General features: G+C 70.0%; 17 protein-coding genes. 11 read left to right on the plus strand and 6 right to left on the minus strand.

The genetic code is table 11. The annotated features are described in order from the left end of the window. Window positions 1–191: 191 nt before the first annotated feature. The 9 genes from ACWEV3_RS24255 (at window position 192) to ACWEV3_RS24295 (ending at window position 11,162) form a co-directional block, all read left to right on the plus strand. The gene (locus ACWEV3_RS24255) at window positions 192–749 is read left to right on the plus strand and encodes an NUDIX hydrolase (RefSeq protein WP_452616115.1); all 558 of its coding nucleotides are present in this window, start codon (window positions 192–194) and stop codon (window positions 747–749) included. Beyond that, window positions 746–3,013 (plus strand): DUF6049 family protein, encoded by a 2,268-nt coding sequence (locus ACWEV3_RS24260; RefSeq protein WP_452616116.1) that lies wholly within the window; start codon window positions 746–748, stop codon window positions 3,011–3,013. Before ACWEV3_RS24255 ends, ACWEV3_RS24260 begins: the two co-directional genes overlap by 4 nt. A gap of 224 nt (window positions 3,014–3,237) precedes the next feature. Continuing rightward, window positions 3,238–4,983 carry a murein biosynthesis integral membrane protein MurJ gene (gene murJ / locus ACWEV3_RS24265; protein ID WP_452616166.1) on the plus strand — a complete coding sequence of 582 codons (1,746 nt, stop codon included), beginning with the start codon at window positions 3,238–3,240 and terminating at the stop codon, window positions 4,981–4,983. Window positions 4,984–5,080: 97 nt separating this feature from the next. After that, a complete protein-coding gene (locus ACWEV3_RS24270) occupies window positions 5,081–6,658 on the plus strand; it encodes a protein kinase family protein (protein WP_452616117.1) in 1,578 nt (525 codons plus the stop codon). Between the two features lie 120 nt (window positions 6,659–6,778). Next, entirely contained in the window at window positions 6,779–7,387 is a 609-nt protein-coding gene (gene sigM, locus ACWEV3_RS24275) for an RNA polymerase sigma factor SigM (RefSeq protein WP_093260861.1), read from the plus strand. Further along, complete coding sequence (locus tag ACWEV3_RS24280) at window positions 7,384–8,199, plus strand: hypothetical protein (RefSeq protein WP_452616118.1); 816 nt, start codon at window positions 7,384–7,386, stop codon at window positions 8,197–8,199. The genes sigM and ACWEV3_RS24280 overlap by 4 nt, the downstream gene beginning before the upstream one ends. 170 nt (window positions 8,200–8,369) lie before the next feature. Beyond that, on the plus strand, window positions 8,370–9,359 hold the full coding sequence (gene trxB, locus ACWEV3_RS24285) for a thioredoxin-disulfide reductase (RefSeq protein WP_452616119.1): 990 nt from the start codon (window positions 8,370–8,372) through the stop codon (window positions 9,357–9,359). 36 nt (window positions 9,360–9,395) lie between these two features. Further along, complete coding sequence (gene trxA, locus ACWEV3_RS24290; protein WP_358568250.1) at window positions 9,396–9,725, plus strand: thioredoxin; 330 nt, start codon at window positions 9,396–9,398, stop codon at window positions 9,723–9,725. A gap of 288 nt (window positions 9,726–10,013) precedes the next feature. Next, entirely contained in the window at window positions 10,014–11,162 is a 1,149-nt protein-coding gene (locus ACWEV3_RS24295; RefSeq protein WP_452616120.1) for an N-acetylmuramoyl-L-alanine amidase, read from the plus strand. A 206-nt stretch (window positions 11,163–11,368) separates the two neighbouring features. On the opposite strand, the gene ACWEV3_RS24300 is transcribed toward ACWEV3_RS24295, so the two are convergent. Beyond that, window positions 11,369–11,995 (minus strand): GNAT family N-acetyltransferase, encoded by a 627-nt coding sequence (locus tag ACWEV3_RS24300; protein WP_358568247.1) that lies wholly within the window; start codon window positions 11,993–11,995, stop codon window positions 11,369–11,371. 590 nt (window positions 11,996–12,585) lie between these two features. On the opposite strand from ACWEV3_RS24300, the gene ACWEV3_RS24305 reads away from it, so the two are divergent. Together ACWEV3_RS24305 and ACWEV3_RS24310 are read left to right on the plus strand one after the other, a co-directional pair. Further along, window positions 12,586–13,929, plus strand: a complete 1,344-nt coding sequence (locus ACWEV3_RS24305; protein ID WP_358568244.1) for an aminotransferase-like domain-containing protein — start codon at window positions 12,586–12,588, stop codon at window positions 13,927–13,929. 341 nt (window positions 13,930–14,270) lie between these two features. Next, window positions 14,271–15,221, plus strand: a complete 951-nt coding sequence (locus tag ACWEV3_RS24310; protein WP_452616121.1) for a D-alanine--D-alanine ligase family protein — start codon at window positions 14,271–14,273, stop codon at window positions 15,219–15,221. A gap of 121 nt (window positions 15,222–15,342) precedes the next feature. Here the strand turns inward: ACWEV3_RS24310 and ACWEV3_RS24315 are convergent, their stop codons facing one another. The 5 genes from ACWEV3_RS24315 to yidC all read right to left on the minus strand — a co-directional run bounded on the left by ACWEV3_RS24315 (window position 15,343) and on the right by yidC (window position 19,835). Then, window positions 15,343–16,344 carry a ParB/RepB/Spo0J family partition protein gene (locus tag ACWEV3_RS24315; RefSeq protein WP_452616122.1) on the minus strand — a complete coding sequence of 334 codons (1,002 nt, stop codon included), beginning with the start codon at window positions 16,342–16,344 and terminating at the stop codon, window positions 15,343–15,345. Next, window positions 16,341–17,240 carry a ParA family protein gene (locus ACWEV3_RS24320; protein ID WP_452616123.1) on the minus strand — a complete coding sequence of 300 codons (900 nt, stop codon included), beginning with the start codon at window positions 17,238–17,240 and terminating at the stop codon, window positions 16,341–16,343. The genes ACWEV3_RS24315 and ACWEV3_RS24320 overlap by 4 nt, the downstream gene beginning before the upstream one ends. A gap of 98 nt (window positions 17,241–17,338) precedes the next feature. Then, a complete protein-coding gene (gene rsmG, locus ACWEV3_RS24325; protein ID WP_397527314.1) occupies window positions 17,339–18,037 on the minus strand; it encodes a 16S rRNA (guanine(527)-N(7))-methyltransferase RsmG in 699 nt (232 codons plus the stop codon). A 284-nt stretch (window positions 18,038–18,321) separates the two neighbouring features. Continuing rightward, on the minus strand, window positions 18,322–18,870 hold the full coding sequence (locus ACWEV3_RS24330; protein ID WP_452616124.1) for a Jag family protein: 549 nt from the start codon (window positions 18,868–18,870) through the stop codon (window positions 18,322–18,324). 32 nt (window positions 18,871–18,902) lie between these two features. Further along, entirely contained in the window at window positions 18,903–19,835 is a 933-nt protein-coding gene (gene yidC / locus ACWEV3_RS24335; RefSeq protein ID WP_452616125.1) for a membrane protein insertase YidC, read from the minus strand. Window positions 19,836–19,837 lie beyond the last annotated feature (2 nt).

Raw genomic sequence — 19,837 nt, forward strand, 5'->3', positions numbered from 1 at the left:
TCGGCTGCTCAGGAGGTCCCCACCGGCTACCTGCGGCATGCGCGCATGCGCACTCGGCCACTCCGGCGCCGGACGAGCGGAGCAGCCGGTTGACCCGGCCGCGCGAACGGGATCGCGGGAGGTCGCCGGGGCGGCCGTTCGCCGAACGACCAGCTCCACTCGGAGGCGCTGATCGCACTACCATCGGCGGCATGCCCCCGTCGCCCGGCCGCTCCGGCGGTACCCAGCCGGGGCGTCGGAACCGGCGCCGGCGGCGCAGGCTGCGGACCGTCGACGAGACCTCGGCCGGTGGGCTGGTGGTGAACGGCGCCGAAGGCCGCGCTGCGATCATCGGGAGGCTGGACCGCAAGGGACGACTGCTCTGGTCGCTGCCGAAGGGCCACATCGAGGCGGGCGAGACCGCGGAACAGACCGCGGTGCGCGAGGTCGCCGAGGAGACCGGCATCATCGGCCGGGTGGTGGCCCCGATAGGCACGATCGACTACTGGTTCGTCGCGGGCAACCGGCGCATACACAAGACCGTGCACCACTTCCTGCTGGATGCGGTGGGCGGACAGCTTTCCGACGAGGACGTGGAGGTCACCGAGGTGGCGTGGGTGCCGCTTGGTGAACTGGACGAGGTACTGGCCTACGCCGACGAACGTCGGCTGGTGCGCCGCGCGCTGAGCCTGCGCGACGGCGAAGCGAACGAGGCGGGCGAGCGGCTCGGGGCCCGGCCGGCACGAGGTAGCGGAACGGAGCCGGGGTGAGGTTTCTGCTTGCCGCGCTGGTCGCGGTGTTGCTGTGCGCGTTGGTTCCGCTGGTCCCGGGCCCGCAGGCGGCCGCGCAGGGCGAGTCTCCGACCGTGCTCGACGTGACCAAGATCACGCCATCCGTGGTGAGCGCCGGTTCGCCCGGCGAGGTCGTCATCACCGGCCGGCTGACCAACACCAGCGATCACCAGATCAACAACGTCGAGGCCCGCGTCCAGCGCGGCAACGCGACCACCACCGAGCCCGCGGTCCAGCGCGCGTTGCGCGACGACCCGGCCACCGTCACCGAGCCCGCGTTCACCTCGGTCGCCGGCCGGCTCGCGCCCGGTCAGCAGATCCCCGTCGAGCTCCGCATCCCGCTGACCGGACCCAACTCCCTGCAGCTCAGCCAGCCCGGCGTGTACCCGCTGCTGATCAACGTCAACGGCGCGCCCAGCGGCGGCGGCCGCGCCCGCATCGCCCAGGCCCAGTTCCTGCTGCCGGTGCTCGCCACCCCGGGCGGCGAGCAGGCACGCCCGGAACGGCCGACCGAGACCAGCATGCTGGTGCCGATCGTCGACTTCCCGCGGCTGGAGCGGGAGGCCATCGGCGGCATGCGCGCGGTGCTGGTGGACGACCAGCTCTCCGCCTCGCTGGCGCCCGGCGGCCGGCTCTACGACCTGGTGCAGGCGGTGACCGACCGCGCGGGCCCCGGCTCGCCGGTGGGCAACGCCCTGTGCTTCGCGATCGACCCGGACCTGCTGATCACCGCCCGCGCCATGAAGGACGGCTACCTGGTGCGCCAGCCCGACGGCTCGCTGGTCGAGGGCATCGGCGCCGGCGCCGCCGGCCTGTGGCTGAGCAAGCTGCGCGAGGCCACCAACGGGCGCTGCGTGATGGCGCTGCCCTACGCCGACGCCGACATCGTGGCGCTCGGCCGCGCCGGGCTCCCCGACCTGGTCAAGGGCGCGCTGGACGGCGCCAGCCTGTTGCGCGACCCCAACATCCTGGGCGTCGAGCCGCGCGGCCTGCTCTGGCCTGCGGAGGGCGCGCTGGCCGATCCGGCGATCGCGGACCTGCCCCGCACCGCGCTGCTGGAGCCGCGGGCGCTGAACCTCCCCGCCGGATCGCTGTCGCCGGTCCGGGTGCGCGGCAAGGACATGGCCGCCGTGCCGATCGACCCGCTGCTGACCAGCGCGCTCGACCCGCTGCACGACACGGAGCTGAAAGTCACTTCGCTGTCGCCGCCGGAGAACGGGCTGCTGTCCGCTCAGAACGCGCTCGGCGCGCTGGCGTTCCGCGCGACGCAGGGCCAGGTGCCGGGCGCCACCTCGGTGCTGGCGCCGCCGCGTCGCTGGAACCTCCGCGGCGACGACCTGCGCGCCCTGCTCGACGGCATGCAGCAGCTGAACGAGGCCGGGCTGATCCGGCTCACCCCGGTGCCCGAACCGAACCCGGCCACGCTGCCGGAGGCCGACCTCGACTACCCGGTGGACGCCGGTTCGGCGGAGATCCCGCAGCCGGTGCTCGACCAGCTCGCCGCGCAGAACTTCAAGGTCGGCGACCTGTACGTGTCCTCCCAGGAGGAGCGGTCCAGCCCCGTCCAGCGCGGCCAGGTCACCACGCCGCTGCGCAACGGCCTGCTCCGCGGCGCCGCCAGCGCCTGGCGCGGCAAGCCCGACGCCGCGCGCCAATGGGTGGACCGGGCGACCGTCGCGATCAACGACGTGCTCGGGCAGGTCAGCGTCGAGTACTTCGAAGGCCAGCTCATGCGGACGGACTCGGCCGACAGCCCGATCCCGGTGACCGTGGTCAACGACCTGCCGATCACCGTGCACGTGGTGTTCCGGATCCCGCCGGTGCCCGGTGTCGAGATCCAGCAGGACTTCGGCGGCACGCTGTCCATCCCGGCCAACGGGCGGCGCCAGTTCTTGCTGCAGACCAACGCGCAGCGGGCCGGCAAGTTCACCATGGACGTGACCGTCACCACCGAGGCCGGCACCCAGTTCGGCACCACCAAGCGGCTGCAGATCGAGTCCACCAACTACGGCTCGCTGATCCCGATCCTCACCGGGATCGCCGCCGCGTTGCTGGTGCTGATGTCGACGATGCGGATCATCAAGCGGGCCCTGGCCAGGCGCCGCCGGGCAGAGGCGGCCGCCTCTGCCGACGCCGCGGAGCCGGCGGAACCCACCGACGCGGCGACGAACGGCGCACCGCAGGACAGCACGCCGGAAGCCGCCCACATCGCCACCACCGACGGTGATCGGAACCGGAACTGAGATCCTGAGCGGGGCCACGCCCATCACTCGTAGGTGTGGACCTCGATCGAACGACAGGACCGGTGCGTGCACTCGGTGTGCCGAGGGGCGAAGGATTTGAGGCAGTGAACCGAGACAGGGATGCCGGACGGTTCGGTGGTAATCCCGGGCCGCCCAGGCCCGCGCCGCACCCGGCACCACGCCCCGACGCCCGCCCGACCGCGCCGATCCGCCGCCCCGGCGCGATGCCCCAGGCGCCGGGAGCACCGCGCGGCTGGCACGTCGCGGAGACCCAGCCGATCCCGGCGGTGCCGCCGGAGCCCGGCATCAGCCAGGCCGCGGAGCAGGCCACCGAGCAAACGCAGGTCATTCGCCCGGTCTCGCCGGGCAAGCCGTCGCTGCTCAAGGCCAGCGGATCGATGGCCATCGCCACCCTGACCAGCCGGGTCACCGGCTTCCTGTGGAAGCTGATGCTGGCCGGGGCGATCGGCTTCGCGGTCGAGAACGACTCGTTCAACGTGGCCAACACGATGCCGAACATGCTCTTCGAGCTGCTCATCGGCGGCGTGCTGACCAGCGTCGTGGTGCCCGTGCTGGTGCGGGCGAAGAAGTCCGACGCCGACGGCGGTGAGCGGTTCGTCCAGACGCTGATGACGCTGGCCACCGTGGTCCTGGCACTCGGCACGCTGGTGGCGATGCTCTGCACGCCGATCCTGACCTGGGCGCTGGTCACCGATTCCGACGCCTCCAACCGGGATCTGGTCAGCGCCTTCGCGTACCTGCTGCTGCCGCAGATCTTCTTCTACGGCATCAGCGCGCTGGTCGGCGCGATCCTGCAGGCGAAGCAGATCTTCAGCCCGCCGGCCTGGGCGCCGGTGGTGAACAACCTGGTCGTGATCGCCACCATCGGCGTCTACGTGCTGCTGCCGGGGCGGCTCACGATCGACCCGGTATCGATGACCGACGCGCACCTGCTCGTGCTGGGCGTCGGCGTCACCCTCGGCGTGGTCTGCCAGGCTGCGGTGCAGGTGCCGGCGCTGCGCAAGACCGGATTCCGGTTCCGCTGGCGGTGGGGCTGGGACCCGCGGTTGTCGGAGTTCGGCGGGCTCGCGCTGTGGATGCTCGGTTACGTGGCGGTCAGCCAGGTGGGGCTCTGGGCGCTCACCCGGGTGGCCACCGGTGCCGCCGGCGGCGCGCTGTCGACCTACACGTACGCGTGGATGCTGCTGCAGCTGCCCTACGGCGTGATCGGCTTCTCGATCATGACCGCGATCCTGCCGCGGATGAGCGCCGCCGCCGCGGACGGCGACAACGCCAAGGTGATCGACGACCTGTCGCTGGGCAACCGACTGTCCACTGTGACCTTGTTGCCGATCAGCGCGGTCATGACCGCGCTCGGCGTCCCGCTGGCGGTGGCCCTCTTCACCACGGCCAAGCCCGACCTGCTCGAACAGGCCAACACCCTCGGGCTCGGCCTGGCCGTCTCCGCGTTCGGCGTGCTGCCCTACGCGCTGACGATGATGCAGATGCGCACGTTCAACGCGTTCAACGACGCGCGCACCCCCACCCTGATCATGGTCGTGATGACCGTCGCGAAGGTGCTGATGGCCTTCGCGCTGCCCTCGGTGCTCGCGCCCGAGCACGTGGTGTTCGGCCTGTGCTTCGTCAACTCGTTCACGTTCGTGGTCGGTTGGCTGGTCGGCGAAGCCTGGCTGCGGCACCGGCTCGGCCCGCTGGGCAGCCGGCGTTTCCTTGTCACACTGGCAAAAACGTTGACGGCCTCGGTGCTGGGTGGGCTCGTCGCCTGGGCGAGCACGCTCGGCGTGGACGCGCTGATCCCCGGAACCGCCGGCGCGGGAACGGGATGGTTGCAGCTGATCGTCGGTGTGCTGGCCGGTTTCGCGGCGATCTTCGGCCTGATGTCCTTGCTGCGGGTGACGGAACTCCAGCCTGCGATCGGGCGGCTCACCGGTTTGCTGCGTCGTCGCTGACTTCCGCGTCACGTACCCTCGTTGGCGAAGTCTCCTTCCGTGGGGGATGGGGGTGGCACGCAACCCCTTGCAGACCGGGAGGAGCGGGAGAGGGAAGGTGACCAGCAAACCCACCGAGCAGATCGCGGCGGAACGCGACGAGTCCGGCGACGAGGGTTCGACCGAGCAGGCGCTGACCCCTGGCCGCGTACTGGATCATGGCCGGTATCGACTCCTTTCCCAGGTCGGCGTCGACGACCGCTGCAACGTGCAGCTGTGGCGGGCCAAGGACGGTGTGCTCGGACGGGATGTCGCGCTCACAGTCCTGGTCGGCGACCGCTCGGACGCCGAAGCAGCGTCGAACGCGCGCCGGACCCTGGAACGCGCGATGCACGCCAGCACCTTCAACCACATCGGCGTCGCGCGGGTGCTCGACGTCGTCACGCAGTCCTCCAGCGATCCGACCGGCGTGCTCGGCATCGTGATCGCCGAGTGGACCCACGGCACCGACCTGCTCGACCTGGTCGCCGAAGGCCCGCTGCCGCCCGGCACCGCGGCCCGGCTGCTGCAGCCGCTGGCCGCCGCGGTCGAGGCGGCGCACCACGCCGGGCTGGTGCTGGGCGCCGACCACCCGCAGCGGATCCGGGTCACGCCGGACGGCGAGATCCGGATGGCCTTCCCCGGCCCGATGGCGCAAGCCACCTCCAGCGACGACGTGCGCGGTCTCGGCTCCGCTCTGTACCTGCTGCTCACCGGCCGCTGGGCGCTCGGCCCCGCGCCGGAGGGCCTGCCCGCCGCCCCGACCGGCCCCGACGGCAACCTGGTCGCGCCGCGCACGCTGCGCCCGACCGTGCCGCTGGAGCTGTCCACGGTCGCGGTGCGCGCGCTGGGCAACCCCGACTCCACGGGCACCACCGGCGGCGTCCGCACCGGTGCCGCCGTGCTCCGCGTGCTGGAGCAGCACGCGACCTTCGAAACCACCAGCACGGTGGGGCAGAGCGGGCAGTCCACCGAGAGCAACGAGGTCTGGCGGCGCGAGGACCCCAAGCCGGACCAGGAGAAGCGCAAGAAGCTGATGATCAGCGTCGGCGTGCTCGCGGTGGCCACGCTGCTGGTGGTCGGCTGGATCGCGGCGTCCCTGATCGGCATGTTCACCGAGAACAACGCCACCCGCGGCTCGGGCCAGGTCATCGGCGAATCCGGCAACCACCCCGGCGGCCAGCAACCGCCACCCGCCCAGCCGCCGGCGGCCGCGACCCCGGTGAAGATCACCGGCGGCGTGTCGTTCAACACCAGCGGCGACGCCGATGCGCCTGCTCGCATCCCGAACCTGTTCGACGGCAACCCCGGCACCTGGTGGTCGACGTTCAACTACCGGCAGCAGCTCGGCCCGGGCGGCATCAGCAACGGCACCGGTGCGGTGCTGACGCTGGAGCGTGCGGCGGTGCTCCGCCAGGTGGTGATCAACTCGCAGAGCGCGGGCACCAAGGTGGAGATCCGGCAGGTCAACGGCACGCCGAGCATGGACGGCAAGCTGCTCGGGTCCGCGGTGCTCACCGCCGGGGACACCCCGATCCAGATCCAGGCCGATTCACCCAGCCAGCAGATCCTGGTCGTGATCACCCAGCTGGTGCCCAGCAACGGCGAGTTCGCATCGCAGATCAACGAGGTCACGGTCAGCGGCAGCGTCGCCTGATCGGTCGCGAGCGCGCGCCGGGTTCCGCCCGGGCGCGCTCGTGATCGTTGACCTGGCCCGATCCGTCACTCGTCAGTGGGGCGGGTGTGCCGGTTCACACGAACAGTAAAGTTCTGTTCCGTGTCTGTCCCCGTCAGCTCGGACGCCGAACTCATAGCGGCGCATACCAACGGAGATCCACATGCGTTCTCCGAGCTCTTCCGCCGACATCGGGATCGGCTGTGGGCGGTTGCGCTGCGGACCATGCGCGATCACGAAGACGCCGCGGATGCGCTTCAGGACGCGATGATCTCGGCCTTCCGCAACGCGTCATCGTTCCGCGCCGAATCCCAGGTGACCACCTGGCTGCACCGGATCGTGGTGAACGCCTGCCTCGACCGGATCCGCCGCCGCCAGGCCCGTCCCACCGTCCCCCTTCCGGAAACCGGCCCCACCGAACCGGCGGTGCCGCGCGACGCGATCGCCGAACAGGACACCAGGATGGCGGTCCAGGAGGCGCTCGCCGAACTCCCCGAAGATCAACGCTCCGCGATCGTCCTGGTGGACGTGGAGGGATACTCCGTGGCGGAGACCGCGGTGATGCTGGGCGTTGCGGAGGGCACCGTCAAGAGCCGGTGCGCACGTGGTCGGGCCAAACTCGCCAAACTTCTGGGGCACCTGCGGAACCCAAGTGCAGATGCGAACGTCCCAGATGACGCGATGGCCATCCGTCGACGGGAGGGACGATGAGTGGTGAACAACGGCGCACGGGGGCGCCGCAGGGACCACCGTGGTCCCTGGACCTGCTGGCCGATCTGCACGCGGGGGTGCTGGACCAGCAGACCGCCGATCAACTGCGCGTCCAGGTCCAGGATGACCCGGAGGCACGGGAGATCCTGGCGGCGTTGGACGCCACCAGTTCCGATCTGGCGGCCCTGCCGCCACTGACGATTCCGGACGACGTCGCGGCACGCATCGACGCCGCGCTGGAGGACGAGGTCCGGGCCTGGGCCCAGGAGCAGAGCGGTGCTGCGGCACCTGCCGAGCCCGTGGCCCCGCAGCCCGCACCAGCCGCCGAGGAGGGCGGCCAGGTGATCGACTTCGCGGCGGCCAAGCGGCGCCGCCGGCGGAAGTTCACGCTGGGCGCCGGACTGGTCGGCGTGGCCGCGGCGGCCGCCGCGGTGGTGTTCTCGGTCCTGCCGAACAGCACGAGCTCCGACAGCAACCAGGCGCAGCCCGGTGCGACGACCGGCAGACCCGCGCCGCTGGCGCTGCAGGGTGATCAGGTCACGCTGAACGGCGAGCAGTTCGGCGAGATCATGAAATCGGAGCAGTACAGCAGCGCGCTGGCCGATCCGCAGCGGCTCATCGGCTGCCTGCAGGCCAACGGCGTCACGGGCGGCAAGCCGCTCGGGGCGCGGGAGATCACGCTCAACGGGAACCCGGCCCAGCTGCTGATCCTGCCCGGGGGCGGCCTCGGCAAGTTCCGCCTCTTAGCGGTCGGACCCGACTGCGGCCCGGGCAACCCGGCCAAGATCTCGGACTCCACCTTCGGCGGCTGAGCCGCCGGAACGCAGCCGCGCCGGCTCCCGGTCCATGGGACGGGAGCCGGCTTCGCTGTGCCCTGCCGCACCGCCTCCCCGTGATCGGGAACAGACCCGAATAGGATCGCGTTGAGCCGGATACGGTCGCGCGCCGAGCGCGGCGGAGACGCTACGACGGAAGGGGCGCGGTGACTGACGACGTCCGCAACGTGATCATCGTGGGCTCTGGCCCTGCCGGGTACACCGCTGCGGTGTACGCCGCACGGGCGGAACTCGAACCACTCGTCTTCGAGGGCACCCAGTTCGGTGGCGCGTTGATGACCACCACCGAAGTGGAGAACTTCCCGGGCTTCCGGGAAGGGATCATGGGCCCCGACCTGATGCAGGAGATGCGGTCCCAGGCCGAGCGCTTCGGCGCCGAGCTGCGGGCCGAGGACGTCGAACGCCTCGACCTGACGAGCCAGGTCAAGACCGTGCTGGCCAACGGTGTCGAGTACCGCGCGAAGGCCGTCGTCCTGGCGATGGGCGCGGCCGCTCGCTACCTCGGCGTGCCCGGTGAGGAGCGGCTGCTCGGCCGCGGCGTCTCCGCCTGCGCCACCTGCGACGGGTTCTTCTTCCGCGACCAGGACATCGCCGTCATCGGCGGCGGTGACTCGGCGATGGAGGAGGCCACCTTCCTGACCCGCTTCGCGCGGTCGGTGACGATCATCCACCGCCGCGAGGAGTTCCGCGCCTCCAAGATCATGCTGGAGCGGGCCCGGGCCAACGAGAAGATCAAGTGGCTGACCAACAAGGCGGTCACCGAGGTCGTCGGCGACACCACCGTCAGCAGCCTCAAGCTGCGCGACACGGTCACCGGCGAGACCTCCGAGCTGGACGTGAGCGGCATGTTCGTCGCCATCGGCCACGACCCGCGCAGCGAGCTGGTGCGCGACCAGGTAAGCGTGGACGACGAGGGCTACGTGCAGGTCCAGCAGCCCACCACGCACACCGGCCTCCCCGGCGTGTTCGCCGCGGGCGACCTGGTGGACCACACCTACCGGCAGGCGATCACCGCCGCGGGTTCCGGCTGCTCCGCGGCCATGGACGCCGAGCGCTGGCTCGCCGAGCACGACGTGCCCCAGGCCGAGATGGCCGCAGAGCTCGTCGGCGGCGGCTACGGGCCCTCGGCGAACTGACTCCAGGCAGCACCAAAACCGATAGGGAGAAGGAACATGGCCGACACCAACACGGTGGTCGTCGACGAGAGCACGTTCAAGGAAAAGGTCCTGGACAGCGACAAGCCGGTCCTGGTCGACTTCTGGGCCACCTGGTGCGGCCCGTGCAAGATGGTCGCCCCGGTGCTCGAGCAGATCGCCGGTGAGCACAAGGACAAGATCGTCGTCGCCAAGCTGGACATCGACGCCAACCCCAGCCTGCAGCGCGACTACCAGGTGATGTCGATCCCGACCCTGCTGCTGTTCGACAAGGGCCAGCCGGTCAAGCAGATCGTCGGCGCCAAGCCGAAGGCGGCGCTCGAGTCCGACCTGTCCGATTACCTGTGAAATCGGACTCCATCTGACGCAACCGAATAACGCGGTCCCGCCGTCTCTCCGATAGGACAGTGACGGCGGGATCGTGTTTTCGCGCACTCAACGAGATCACCCACCCACGGACCGTTGTCGCACGTCCGCCCCGGTGGCCGTGGGCCGCAGCGCCGGGTCCCGGTACACAAGGCACAATGACCCGACGGGTCCGCCTTCCGGACCCGGCACGCAGAACAGGACCCCGGGTATCCCCGGCCATCCTTCGCGTCGGTGCCAAAACCGGCGCCTGAATCGAGCGAGGAGTGCATGCAGCTGCTCCACCGCGGTGACGTCGGTCCGGCCGTTGCCGAGATCAAGAACACTCTTGCGGCGTTGGGTCTACTTCCGTCCAACGGTCGGACGGGACCGGTGATCTACGACGAAGCGGTGGAACAAGCGGTCCGGGTCTTCCAGCAACAACGCGGGTTGATCACCGACGGCGTCGTCGGCCCGGCGACGTACCGGGCGCTGACGGACGCGCGCTGGCGGCTCGGCGACCGCTCGCTGGCCTTCCTGGTGTCCAAGCCGATCAGCGGCGACGACGTCTTCGCGCTGCAGGAGCGGCTGCTGGAGCTCGGCTTCGACGCGGGCCGCCCGGACGGCATCTTCGGCCGGGAGACCGAGCAGGCGCTGCGCAGCTTCCAGCGGGACTACGGGCTGAACCCGGACGGCATCTGCGGGCCGGGCACGCTGCGGGCGCTCAAGCAGCTCGCGCCGAAGGTCCGCGGCGGGCGACCGGTGTTCCTGCGGGAGCAGGAGAAGGTCCGGCGTGCTGGACCGCGGCTGCGCGGAAAGCGCATCGTGATCGATCCAGGGCACGGCGGTGCGGATCGCGGGGTCTGCCTGGGCAACGTGCACGAGGCCGACCTGACCTGGGACCTGGCCCGCCGGCTGGAAGGCCGGATGGTCGCCACCGGGATGGAAGCGCTGATCACCCGCGGCCCCAACGCGAGCCCGCCGGACGCCGACCGGGCCGGCTTCGCCAACGAGGCCGGCGCCGACATGTTCCTGTCGCTGCACATCGACGCCAACCGCTCGCCGCTGGCGGAGGGCGTGGCCAGCTTCCACTTCGGCACCGGCAACGGCACCACGTCCACCGTGGGGGAGGCCCTGGCGGGCTTCCTGCAGCGCGAGATCGTCGCCCGCACGGGGCTGCGGGACTGCCACACGCACCCGAAGACCTGGGACGTGCTGCGGCTGACCCGGATGCCCGCGGTGCGGATGGAGATCGGCTACCTGACCAACGCCCGGGACCGCAACCGGCTGCTGGACCCGGCGTTCCGGGACGTCGTGGCGGAGGGCCTGCTGGTCGCGGTGAAGCGGCTGTACCTGCTGGGCAAGGACGACCAGCCCACGGGCACCTTCACCTTCGACGACCTGCTGCGCCACGAGCTCGCCCGCGCCGAAGGCGCCTGACCCCTCCTGGTCTCCCCGGTCGACCGCAATTTCAATGGAAATCGAAGGTCCGATTTCCATTGAAATTGCGGCGAACGAAACCCGGGTTCTGCGATGCGGAAGTTTCCGGGAGGATTTGTCGACTTGGTGACTTGGCGGCTTGGCGGCTTGACCACTCCGGGCGCCGGGGCACCTGGGTCGTGGGGCGCAGGTGGTCTTGGGGTCGGTCAGGCGCCGCCGACCATCGGTTCCGCCGTTTTGATCGTCACCGAGCTCAGCAGCCGCTCCAGCGCCGCTTCCACGTCTTCCTTCCAGGAGATCGCGGTGCGCAGTTCCAGCCGCATCCGCGGCCACTTGGGGTGCTGGCGGACCGTCTTGAATCCCACCTGCTGCAGGAATCCGGCCGGGATCACGCAGCCCGAGGCCGAGCCCGTCAGGTCACCGAACGCCTCCACGGCCTTCACGCCGCGCCGGGTCAGGTCCTTCGCCACGTTCTGCACCAGTACGCGCCCCAGCCCGCCGTGCTCGTACTCGGGCTGCACGCGCAGCGCCGTGAGCAGCACTGCATCGGCGCTCACCGGGGCGGTAGGGAAGGCTCCGCCACGCGGCACGGCCGCAGGAGGGGCGTACATGGCGTAGCCCGCCGGAACCCCGTCCACGTAGATGATGCGGCCGCAGGAACCCCACTCCAGCAGCACGCTGGAGACCCAAGCTTCCTTCTCCAGTTCGGTCTCGCCGAACTCCTCGGCCTGCTCCCGGACGTGCGGCGCCAACTCCCAGAAAACGCATCGGCGACACCGCTGGGGCAGGTGGTCGAGGTTGTCCAGCGTGACGCCGACGACGCGTCGCGACACCTGACCTCCTGGAAACCCGCACGAACCCGCGCACATCCGGCGGGAATGTCGCCAGGATAAGCCGCCGCAGGCCGCGACCGGAAGCGCCAGCGCTCACCGTCAGCGACTCGATGGGGTGAGATGGGTTACCGCCCAGTCGGTTTGGCGATGAGAACCGGCACGACCATCGGCGCCACCATCAACCCAACCCCGGAGCCATCTGAACAACCCTGGAGCTCTCTGAACAACCGCCGCCGCGACGCCCGGCGCAGCATGTGCGAGAGCTGCCGCAAGCGGCGCAGCCGCTTAGCCCACGCCCGCAACCGGCACCGCCGCGGGTTCTCAGACGGTGCCCACCCCACTGGGGTTCTTGGCGAGGACAGCCCCGACGCCGCGTATTGGTCATACGCAAGTCGGGGATCCCGGAGTCCAGACGGCGGCCGTAATTCCCGTAGGGGCCGCCACCCGCGCCGCCACGCAAAACGAGCCTGGAATCCCCTCGAAGCGAGGTGCTGGTTACATGTCGAGGGGGTTGTGGCGATAGGACCTATAGAATCGCCCGATCGTCCCCATGGGACGACCAGAGCGCACAACCGAAACCGGAGCGCGATATGTCGGATCACGGAAGCCAGCCGGCCAAGCCGGAACAGCCCAGCTCGCCCGAGAAGCCCGCACGCAACCTGGACGCGTACCGGGCGCACTACGCCGAGCGGACCGCTGGGATGACCGCCTCCGAGATCCGAGCTCTCTTCGCCGTCGCCAGCCGCCCCGAGGTGGTATCCCTGGCCGGCGGCATGCCGAACCTCGCCGCGCTGCCGCTGGACTCGCTGGCCGCCGAGGTCGCCCGGTTGATCTCCGTCGACGGCCAGGTGGCGCTGCAGTACGGCTCCGCGCACGGCGTTCCGGAGCTGCGCGAGCAGATCTGCGACGTCATGGCGCTGGAGGGGATCTCCGCCCACCCGGACGACGTGATGGTCACCGCGGGCTCCCAGATGGCCCTGGACATGGTCACCCGGATCTTCTGCGACCCGGGCGACGTCATCCTCGCCGAGGGCCCGTCCTACGTCGGCGCGCTCGGCTCGTTCGCCGCCTACCAGGCCGAGGTCGTGCACGTCGCGATGGACGACGACGGCCTGCAGCCCGACGCGCTGCGCCAGGCCATCGCCAACGTGAACGCGCAGGGCAAGCGGATCAAGTTCCTCTACACGATCCCGAACTTCCACAACCCGGGCGGCATCACGCTGGCCCTGCCGCGGCGCGCCGAGATCCTGGAGATCTGCGCCCAGCATGGCATCCTGGTGGTGGAGGACAACCCGTACGGCCTGCTCGGCTTCGACGGCCAGGCGCTCCCGGCGCTGCGCAGCATGGACGCGGACAACGTCGTGTACCTCGGTTCGTTCTCCAAGACCTTCGCCTCGGGCCTGCGGGTCGGCTGGGTGCTGGCGCCGCACGCGATCCGGGAGAAGCTGGTGCTGACCGCGGAGTCGGCCACGCTGTGCCCGCCCACGCTGAACCAGATGATCGTGTCCCGCTACCTGAGCACGCACGACTGGCAGGGGCAGATCAAGATCTTCCAGGAGCAGTACCGCGAGCGCCGCGACGCGATGCTCAGCGCGCTGGAGCAGTACATGCCCCCGGGCTGCACGTGGACGCGCCCGGACGGCGGTTTCTTCGTCTGGCTGACCGTGCCGGAAGGCGTGGACACGAAGGCGATGCTGCCGCGCGCGGTGACCCAGCGCGTCGCGTACGTGTCGGGCACCGGCTTCTACCACGACGGGTTCGGCAGCCGGCAGATGCGGCTGTCGTTCTGCTACCCGACGCCGGAGCGGATCCGCGAGGGCGTGCGGCGACTGGCCAACACGCTGACCGAGGAGATGGAGCTGGTGCGAACCTTCGGCACGGTGCCCCAGCGCAGCGTCCAAGGCCCGCAGGCTCCGTCGCCCGACACGGCGTAGAGTTTTCGCCGAATCCTGGCAGGAAAAGGGTTCGCTGGCTGGTTTGCGTAGGTGGTCCCTCAGCGGAACCTCAGACGCCGTCTCGGCTGCGGGATCCCCGACTTGTGTATGACCAATACGCGGTATCGGGGCTGTCCTCGCGAGACGACCTCTGAGAACCCGCGGGTGGTCGACCTGCGCAGGTGGTCGGAAGCGGCTTCGCCGCTGCCTGACGTCACAGTGCGGTGCGGTGGGACGGATCTCGCCTGCCAATCCGCGTGATCCGAAACGAGAAAACAGTCCACTGTGCACCAGGAGTCCTCCTGAGCACAGTGGACTACTACTTTCCAGGGGTGTGCTGAGTGTCTGATCGCTGGGTTGCCGTGCTCGCCGGAGGGCTGTCGCACGAGCGCGAGGTGTCGTTGCGCTCCGGGCGTCGATTGTCCGCCGCGCTGCGCTCGGTCGGCTTGACCGTGGCGGAGTGGGATGCGGACGCCCGGCTGCTGTCCCGCATCGAGCAGGAGCGCCCCGATGCGGTCGTGGTCGCCCTCCACGGCGGGGAAGGGGAGAACGGCGCGGTTCAGGCCGTGCTGGACATGATCGGCGTCCCGTACGTCGGCACCGGCCCGCACGCGTGCCGCAGGGCGTGGGACAAGCCCACCGCCAAGGCCGAGCTGGCGCGCGCCGGACTGGCCACCCCGGACTGGGTCGCGCTGCCGCACGCCACCTTCCGCGAGCTCGGCGCGCAGGCGGTGCTGGACGCGCTCGTGGCGAAGCTCGGGCTGCCGTTGATGCTCAAGCCGGACCAGGGCGGGTCGGCGCTGGGCGCGCACGTGGTGCGCGACGCCGCCGAGCTCCCGTCGGCGATGGTGGGCGCGCTGTCCTACGGGGACGCGGTGCTCGTCGAGCAGTTCGTGGAGGGCACCGAGGTGGCGATCACCGTCATCGACGGGCCGGACGGTCCGGAGGCGCTGCCCGCGGTGCAGATCGAACCGGCGGACGGGGTTTACGACTACACCGCCCGATACACCGCCGGGCTCACGAGCTACCGCGCACCCGCCGAGGTCTCGCCGGAGGCCGCCGCCGCTGCGGGCGAGTTGGCGATCGCCGCGCACCGACTGCTCGGGCTCCGCGACGTCTCCCGGACCGACGCGATCATCGACCGCAACGGGACGCCGCACTTCCTCGAAGTCAACGTGTCGCCCGGGCTGACCGAGACCTCCCTGCTGCCGATGGCGGTCGAGGCCGCCGACCGGTCGCTGGGGGAGGTCTTCGCAACTCTCGTCGAGCGGGCGATCGCGCGATCGCAATGATCCGCCGTTTCACGTGAAACAAGAGGGCCGGTCTCCGACGAGACCGGCCTTCTTGTTTTGGCCACCAATCGTGATTTTCAATCACTCAAAGTCATCGTCACCGTGACGAAAGACCCCGGTGTCATTGATCGTCGAGTCCGCGGGCGTGTTCGCCCAAGATCAACTCCGTGACCCGTTCAAGATCGTCCACGGACCCGAACTCGACGACGATCCGCCCCTTGCGCTTGCCGCGCTCCACCTTGACCCTCGTGTCGAAGTGGTTGGACAGCCGATCGGCCAGCCGCTCGAAGCCAGGGGCCTGGATCGGCTTCTTCGCCGCCGGCTTCTCCTTCGCGGGCGTCGCCGACTTCTGGAGCGTCACCGCTTCCTCCGTCGCGCGGACCGACATGCCCTCCGCGACGATCCGCTTCGCGAGGTCTTCCTGGGCTCCGGCGTCCTCCAGGCTGAGCAGGGCGCGGGCGTGCCCGGCCGAGAGGACCCCGGCCGCCACCCGGCGCTGCACCGCCATCGGCAGCCGCAGCAGACGGATGGTGTTCGAGATGACCGGGCGGCTGCGGCCGATCCGGTCGGCCAGCTCGTCGTGCGTCACGCCGAACTCCTCCAGCAGCTGCTGGTAGGCCGACGCCTCTTCGAGCGGGTTGAGCTGAACCCGGTGGATGTTCTCCAGCAGCGCGTCGCGGAGCAGCTCGTCGTCCTGCGTCTTGCGGACGATGGCCGGGATGAACTCCAGCCCGGCCAGCTGCGAGGCGCGCCACCGGCGCTCGCCCATGATCAGCTCGAACTGATCGGCTTCGAGCTCGCGGACCACGATGGGCTGCATCAGGCCGAACTCGCGGATGGAGTGCTGCAGCTCCTGCAGCGCCTCCTCGTCGAAGACCTGACGCGGCTGCTTGGGGTTCGGCGTGATCGAGGAGATGGCGATCTCGCGATAGACCGCGCCGGCCACGGTGCCGCCGGTTTCACGTGAAACCGGCTCCGCCACCGGCTCGGTGCTCGGCGCGCCGCGGAGCACCGGACTGCGCAGCGCGGCGCCGTCGGCTCCCGCTGGGGGAGCGCCAGCCGGGGGACCGCTGGGGATCAGCGCGGCGATGCCACGGCCGAGACCACCTCGACGCTCGGTCATGCTGTCTTCCTCTCGGCCCCCCGCTCGGCGATCTCCCGAGCGGCGTCCAGGTAGCTCATCGACCCGCGCGAGCCCGGGTCGTACGTCAGCACTGTCTGGCCGAAGCCGGGCGCCTCGGAGATCTTCACGCTGCGCGGGATGACCGTCCGCAGCGCAAGCTCGCCGAAGTGCCCGCGCACCTCGGCGGTCACCTGATCCGCCAGCTTGGTGCGCCCGTCGTACATCGTCAGCAGGATCGTCGAGACCCACAGCGCCGGGTTCAGGTGCGCCTGCACCAGCTCGATGTTGCGGAGCAGCTGCCCCAGGCCCTCCAGCGCGTAGTACTCGCACTGGATCGGGATCAGCACCTCGTGCGCGGCGACCATCGCGTTCACCGTGAGCAGGCCCAGCGACGGCGGGCAGTCGATGAAGACGTAGTCGGGCGCGAGCTGCTCCACCGCTTCGGAGTTCAGCGCCTCCTTCAGGCGGCCCTCGCGCGCCACCATGGTGACGAGCTCGATCTCCGAGCCCGCCAGGTCGATCGTCGCCGGCACGCACCACAGGTTCTTCGACTGGGTGCTCTGCGCCGCCGCGTCGGCGATGTTGATTTCGCCGAGCAGCACCTCGTACACCGACGGCACGCCGGAGCGGTGCTCGACGCCCAGCGCGGTGCTCGCGTTGCCCTGCGGGTCGAGGTCGATGACCAACACCTTGAGCCCGTGCAGCGCGAGCCCGGCGGCGAGGTTCACCGTGCTCGTCGTCTTGCCGACGCCGCCCTTCTGGTTCGCCACGGTGATGATCCGCCGGCGGCTGGGGCGGGGGAGTTCCAGGGCCTCCGGGTGCAGCACCCGGGTCGCCCGCTGGGCCTCCTCCATGATCGGCGTCCAGCCGATGTCGTCCCTGCCGAAGCTGCTCATCGACGGGTCGCTACCCGGCCCGGAAGGAAACCGCAGCCCGCCCATTGCACGCCCCTTCGTTTCACGTGAAACACGACCCGCTCCGTTTGACTCCGGATTCACCGTCCACGATCCTTTCTCGTTCGACGTGCACCGTCACGACGCCGACCGGACGCATTTCGGGCCGCCGAGACCCGCTCCACCACGACAACGGTCGTCGGCACTTCGAGCACGCCGACGCCGCACGAAACCACCTCGCCGGGGCCGCCACCTACCGCGGCGATCGCCGCGGCGTCCCGTTCGAGTTCCTCCGCCGCGCTCTCACCCTTCATGGCGAGCAGCCGGCCGCCCGTCCGCAGCAGCGGGACGCACCACTTCGCGAGCCGTTCCATCGGTGCCACGGCGCGCGCGGTCACGGCGTCCTGATCGGCCAGCCGTTCGCGCACCGGGCCCTCCTCGGCACGTCCGCGCACCACCTCGACGGTGAGCGCCAACTCGGTGATGACTTCCTGCAACCACGTCACCCGTCGAGCCATCGGCTCCAACAGGGTCAGGCTGAGATCCGGGCGGGCGATCGCCAACGGGATGCCCGGCAGCCCCGCCCCAGAGCCTACGTCCAACACCCGGCAATTCGGTGGCAGCAACTCCGCAATGACCGCAGAGTTCAACAAATGTCTTTCCCAGAGCCGGTCCAACTCGCGCGGACCGATCAATCCGCGGCGGATCCCGTGCTCCTGGAGCAGGTCGTAGAACCGTTCGGCCAACGCCACTCGCTCACCGAACACGACCTGCGCCGCCGCCGGCACACCTTCGGTCAAAGCATTCACCCCGATGTTTCACGTGGAACCAGGTGTCTGACCTAAGCCTGCCGGATTGCGCTCCGCAGCCAAGCATCAACCCACGTTTCACGTGAAACCCACCGCTTCGGGCTTGAAGGCCCGCCGAGAGGGATGCCGGATTCGGTGTTGTTTCACGTGGAACACGGCCCAAATACACCGGTGCTCCTGCCGTATCGGACAGGAGCACCGGATCAAGATATTCAGTTCAATCGACCGCAACTGCGAAGCTCACCGCCGCCACGCAGAGCGAGCCGTCCATTCACCTAGCTCTTGAAGACGACGACCTTGCGGTTGGGCTCTTCGCCTTCGCTCTCGCTGTGGACACCATCGACGGCCGCGACCGCGTCGTGGATGATCTTCCGCTCGAACGGGGTCATCGGGCGCAGTCGCGCCTCCTTGCCGCTCTCCAGCACGCCCTCGGCGGTCGACCGCCCGAGCTCCGTCAGCTCCTGCCGACGGCCGGCCCGCCAGCCGGCGACGTCCAGCATCAGCCGGCTGCGGACACCGGTCTCCTGCTGCACCGCGAGCCGAGTCAGCTCCTGCAGCGACTCCAGCACCTGACCGCGGGTGCCGACCAGCTTCTCCAGGTCTTCGCCGCCGTCGATGCTCACCACCGCACGGCCGGCCTCCACGTCGAGGTCGATGTCCCCGTCGTAGTCCAGCAGGTCGAGCAGCCGCTCGAGGTAGTCACCCGCGATGTCGCCCTCCTGCACTAGGAGCGCCTCGGTGTTCGACACCTCGGACTTCTCGGCGGTCTCTTCGTTCTGGGGCTCGGCCGCGGACGGGCTCGACTCCTGCACGGTTTCGGACACTGGGTGTCTCCTCTCCAGGGTTCGCGACGAATTCAGCGGGACTCGCCCGGCTTGTCCGCGTCGCGAGAACGGTCTTCGATCACCCCGGGGATCTCACCGGGTTCGTCCTTGGCCACCGGGTCCGCGCTGCGCGTGGTGTCGGTCTCCACCGCGGTGGATTCGACGACCGCGGGCGCGCCGGCCAGCGCAGCCTCCTCGCGGTCGATCCGGCTGTACACCACCCGCTGCTGACCCAGCGTCCAGAAGTTGTTGGCCAGCCAGTAGATCAGAATGGCCAGCGGCAGGAACGGACCACCGATGATCGCGAACATCGGGAAGATCCACAACGTCATCCGGTTCATGATCGCCGTCTGCGGGTTGGCCGCGGCGTCCGCGGTCTGCCGCTGCACGGAGTGGCGCGCGGTGAAGTGCGTGGCGATCGCGGCGGCGATCATCAGCGGCACGCCGACCAGCATCATGTCCCAGCGGTCGGTGCCGAACGTCGCGAGCACCTCGGGGGCCTGGCTGATGGTGTTCGACAGCTTGGCGCCGAACAGGTCGGCCGCCACGAACGAGGCGACGTCGTCGGCGTTGAAGATGAAGTTCGAGGGCGCGCCCGGCTTGAACCCGCTGAGCACGTGGAAGAGCCCGATGAACACCGGGACCTGGACCAGGACCGGCAGGCAACCGCTGATCGGGTTGAAGCCCTGCTCGGCCTGCAGCTTCTGCATCTCGGCGGCCAGCTTCTGCCGGTCGTCGCCGTACTTGGCCTGCAGCTCGCGGATCTGCGGCGCGAACTCCTGCATCTTCTTCATCGACCGCACCTGGTGCACGAACGGCTTGAACAGCAGTGCGCGCAGCGTGAAGACCAAGAAGATGACCGCCAGTGCCCAGGCGTAGCCGCTGGCCGGATCCAGCACGAAGCCGAACACCTTGTGCCAGAACCACAGGATGGCCGACACCGGGTAGTAGATGAAGTCCAGCACGC

It is taken from the genome of Saccharopolyspora sp. NPDC003752 (assembly GCF_053605825.1).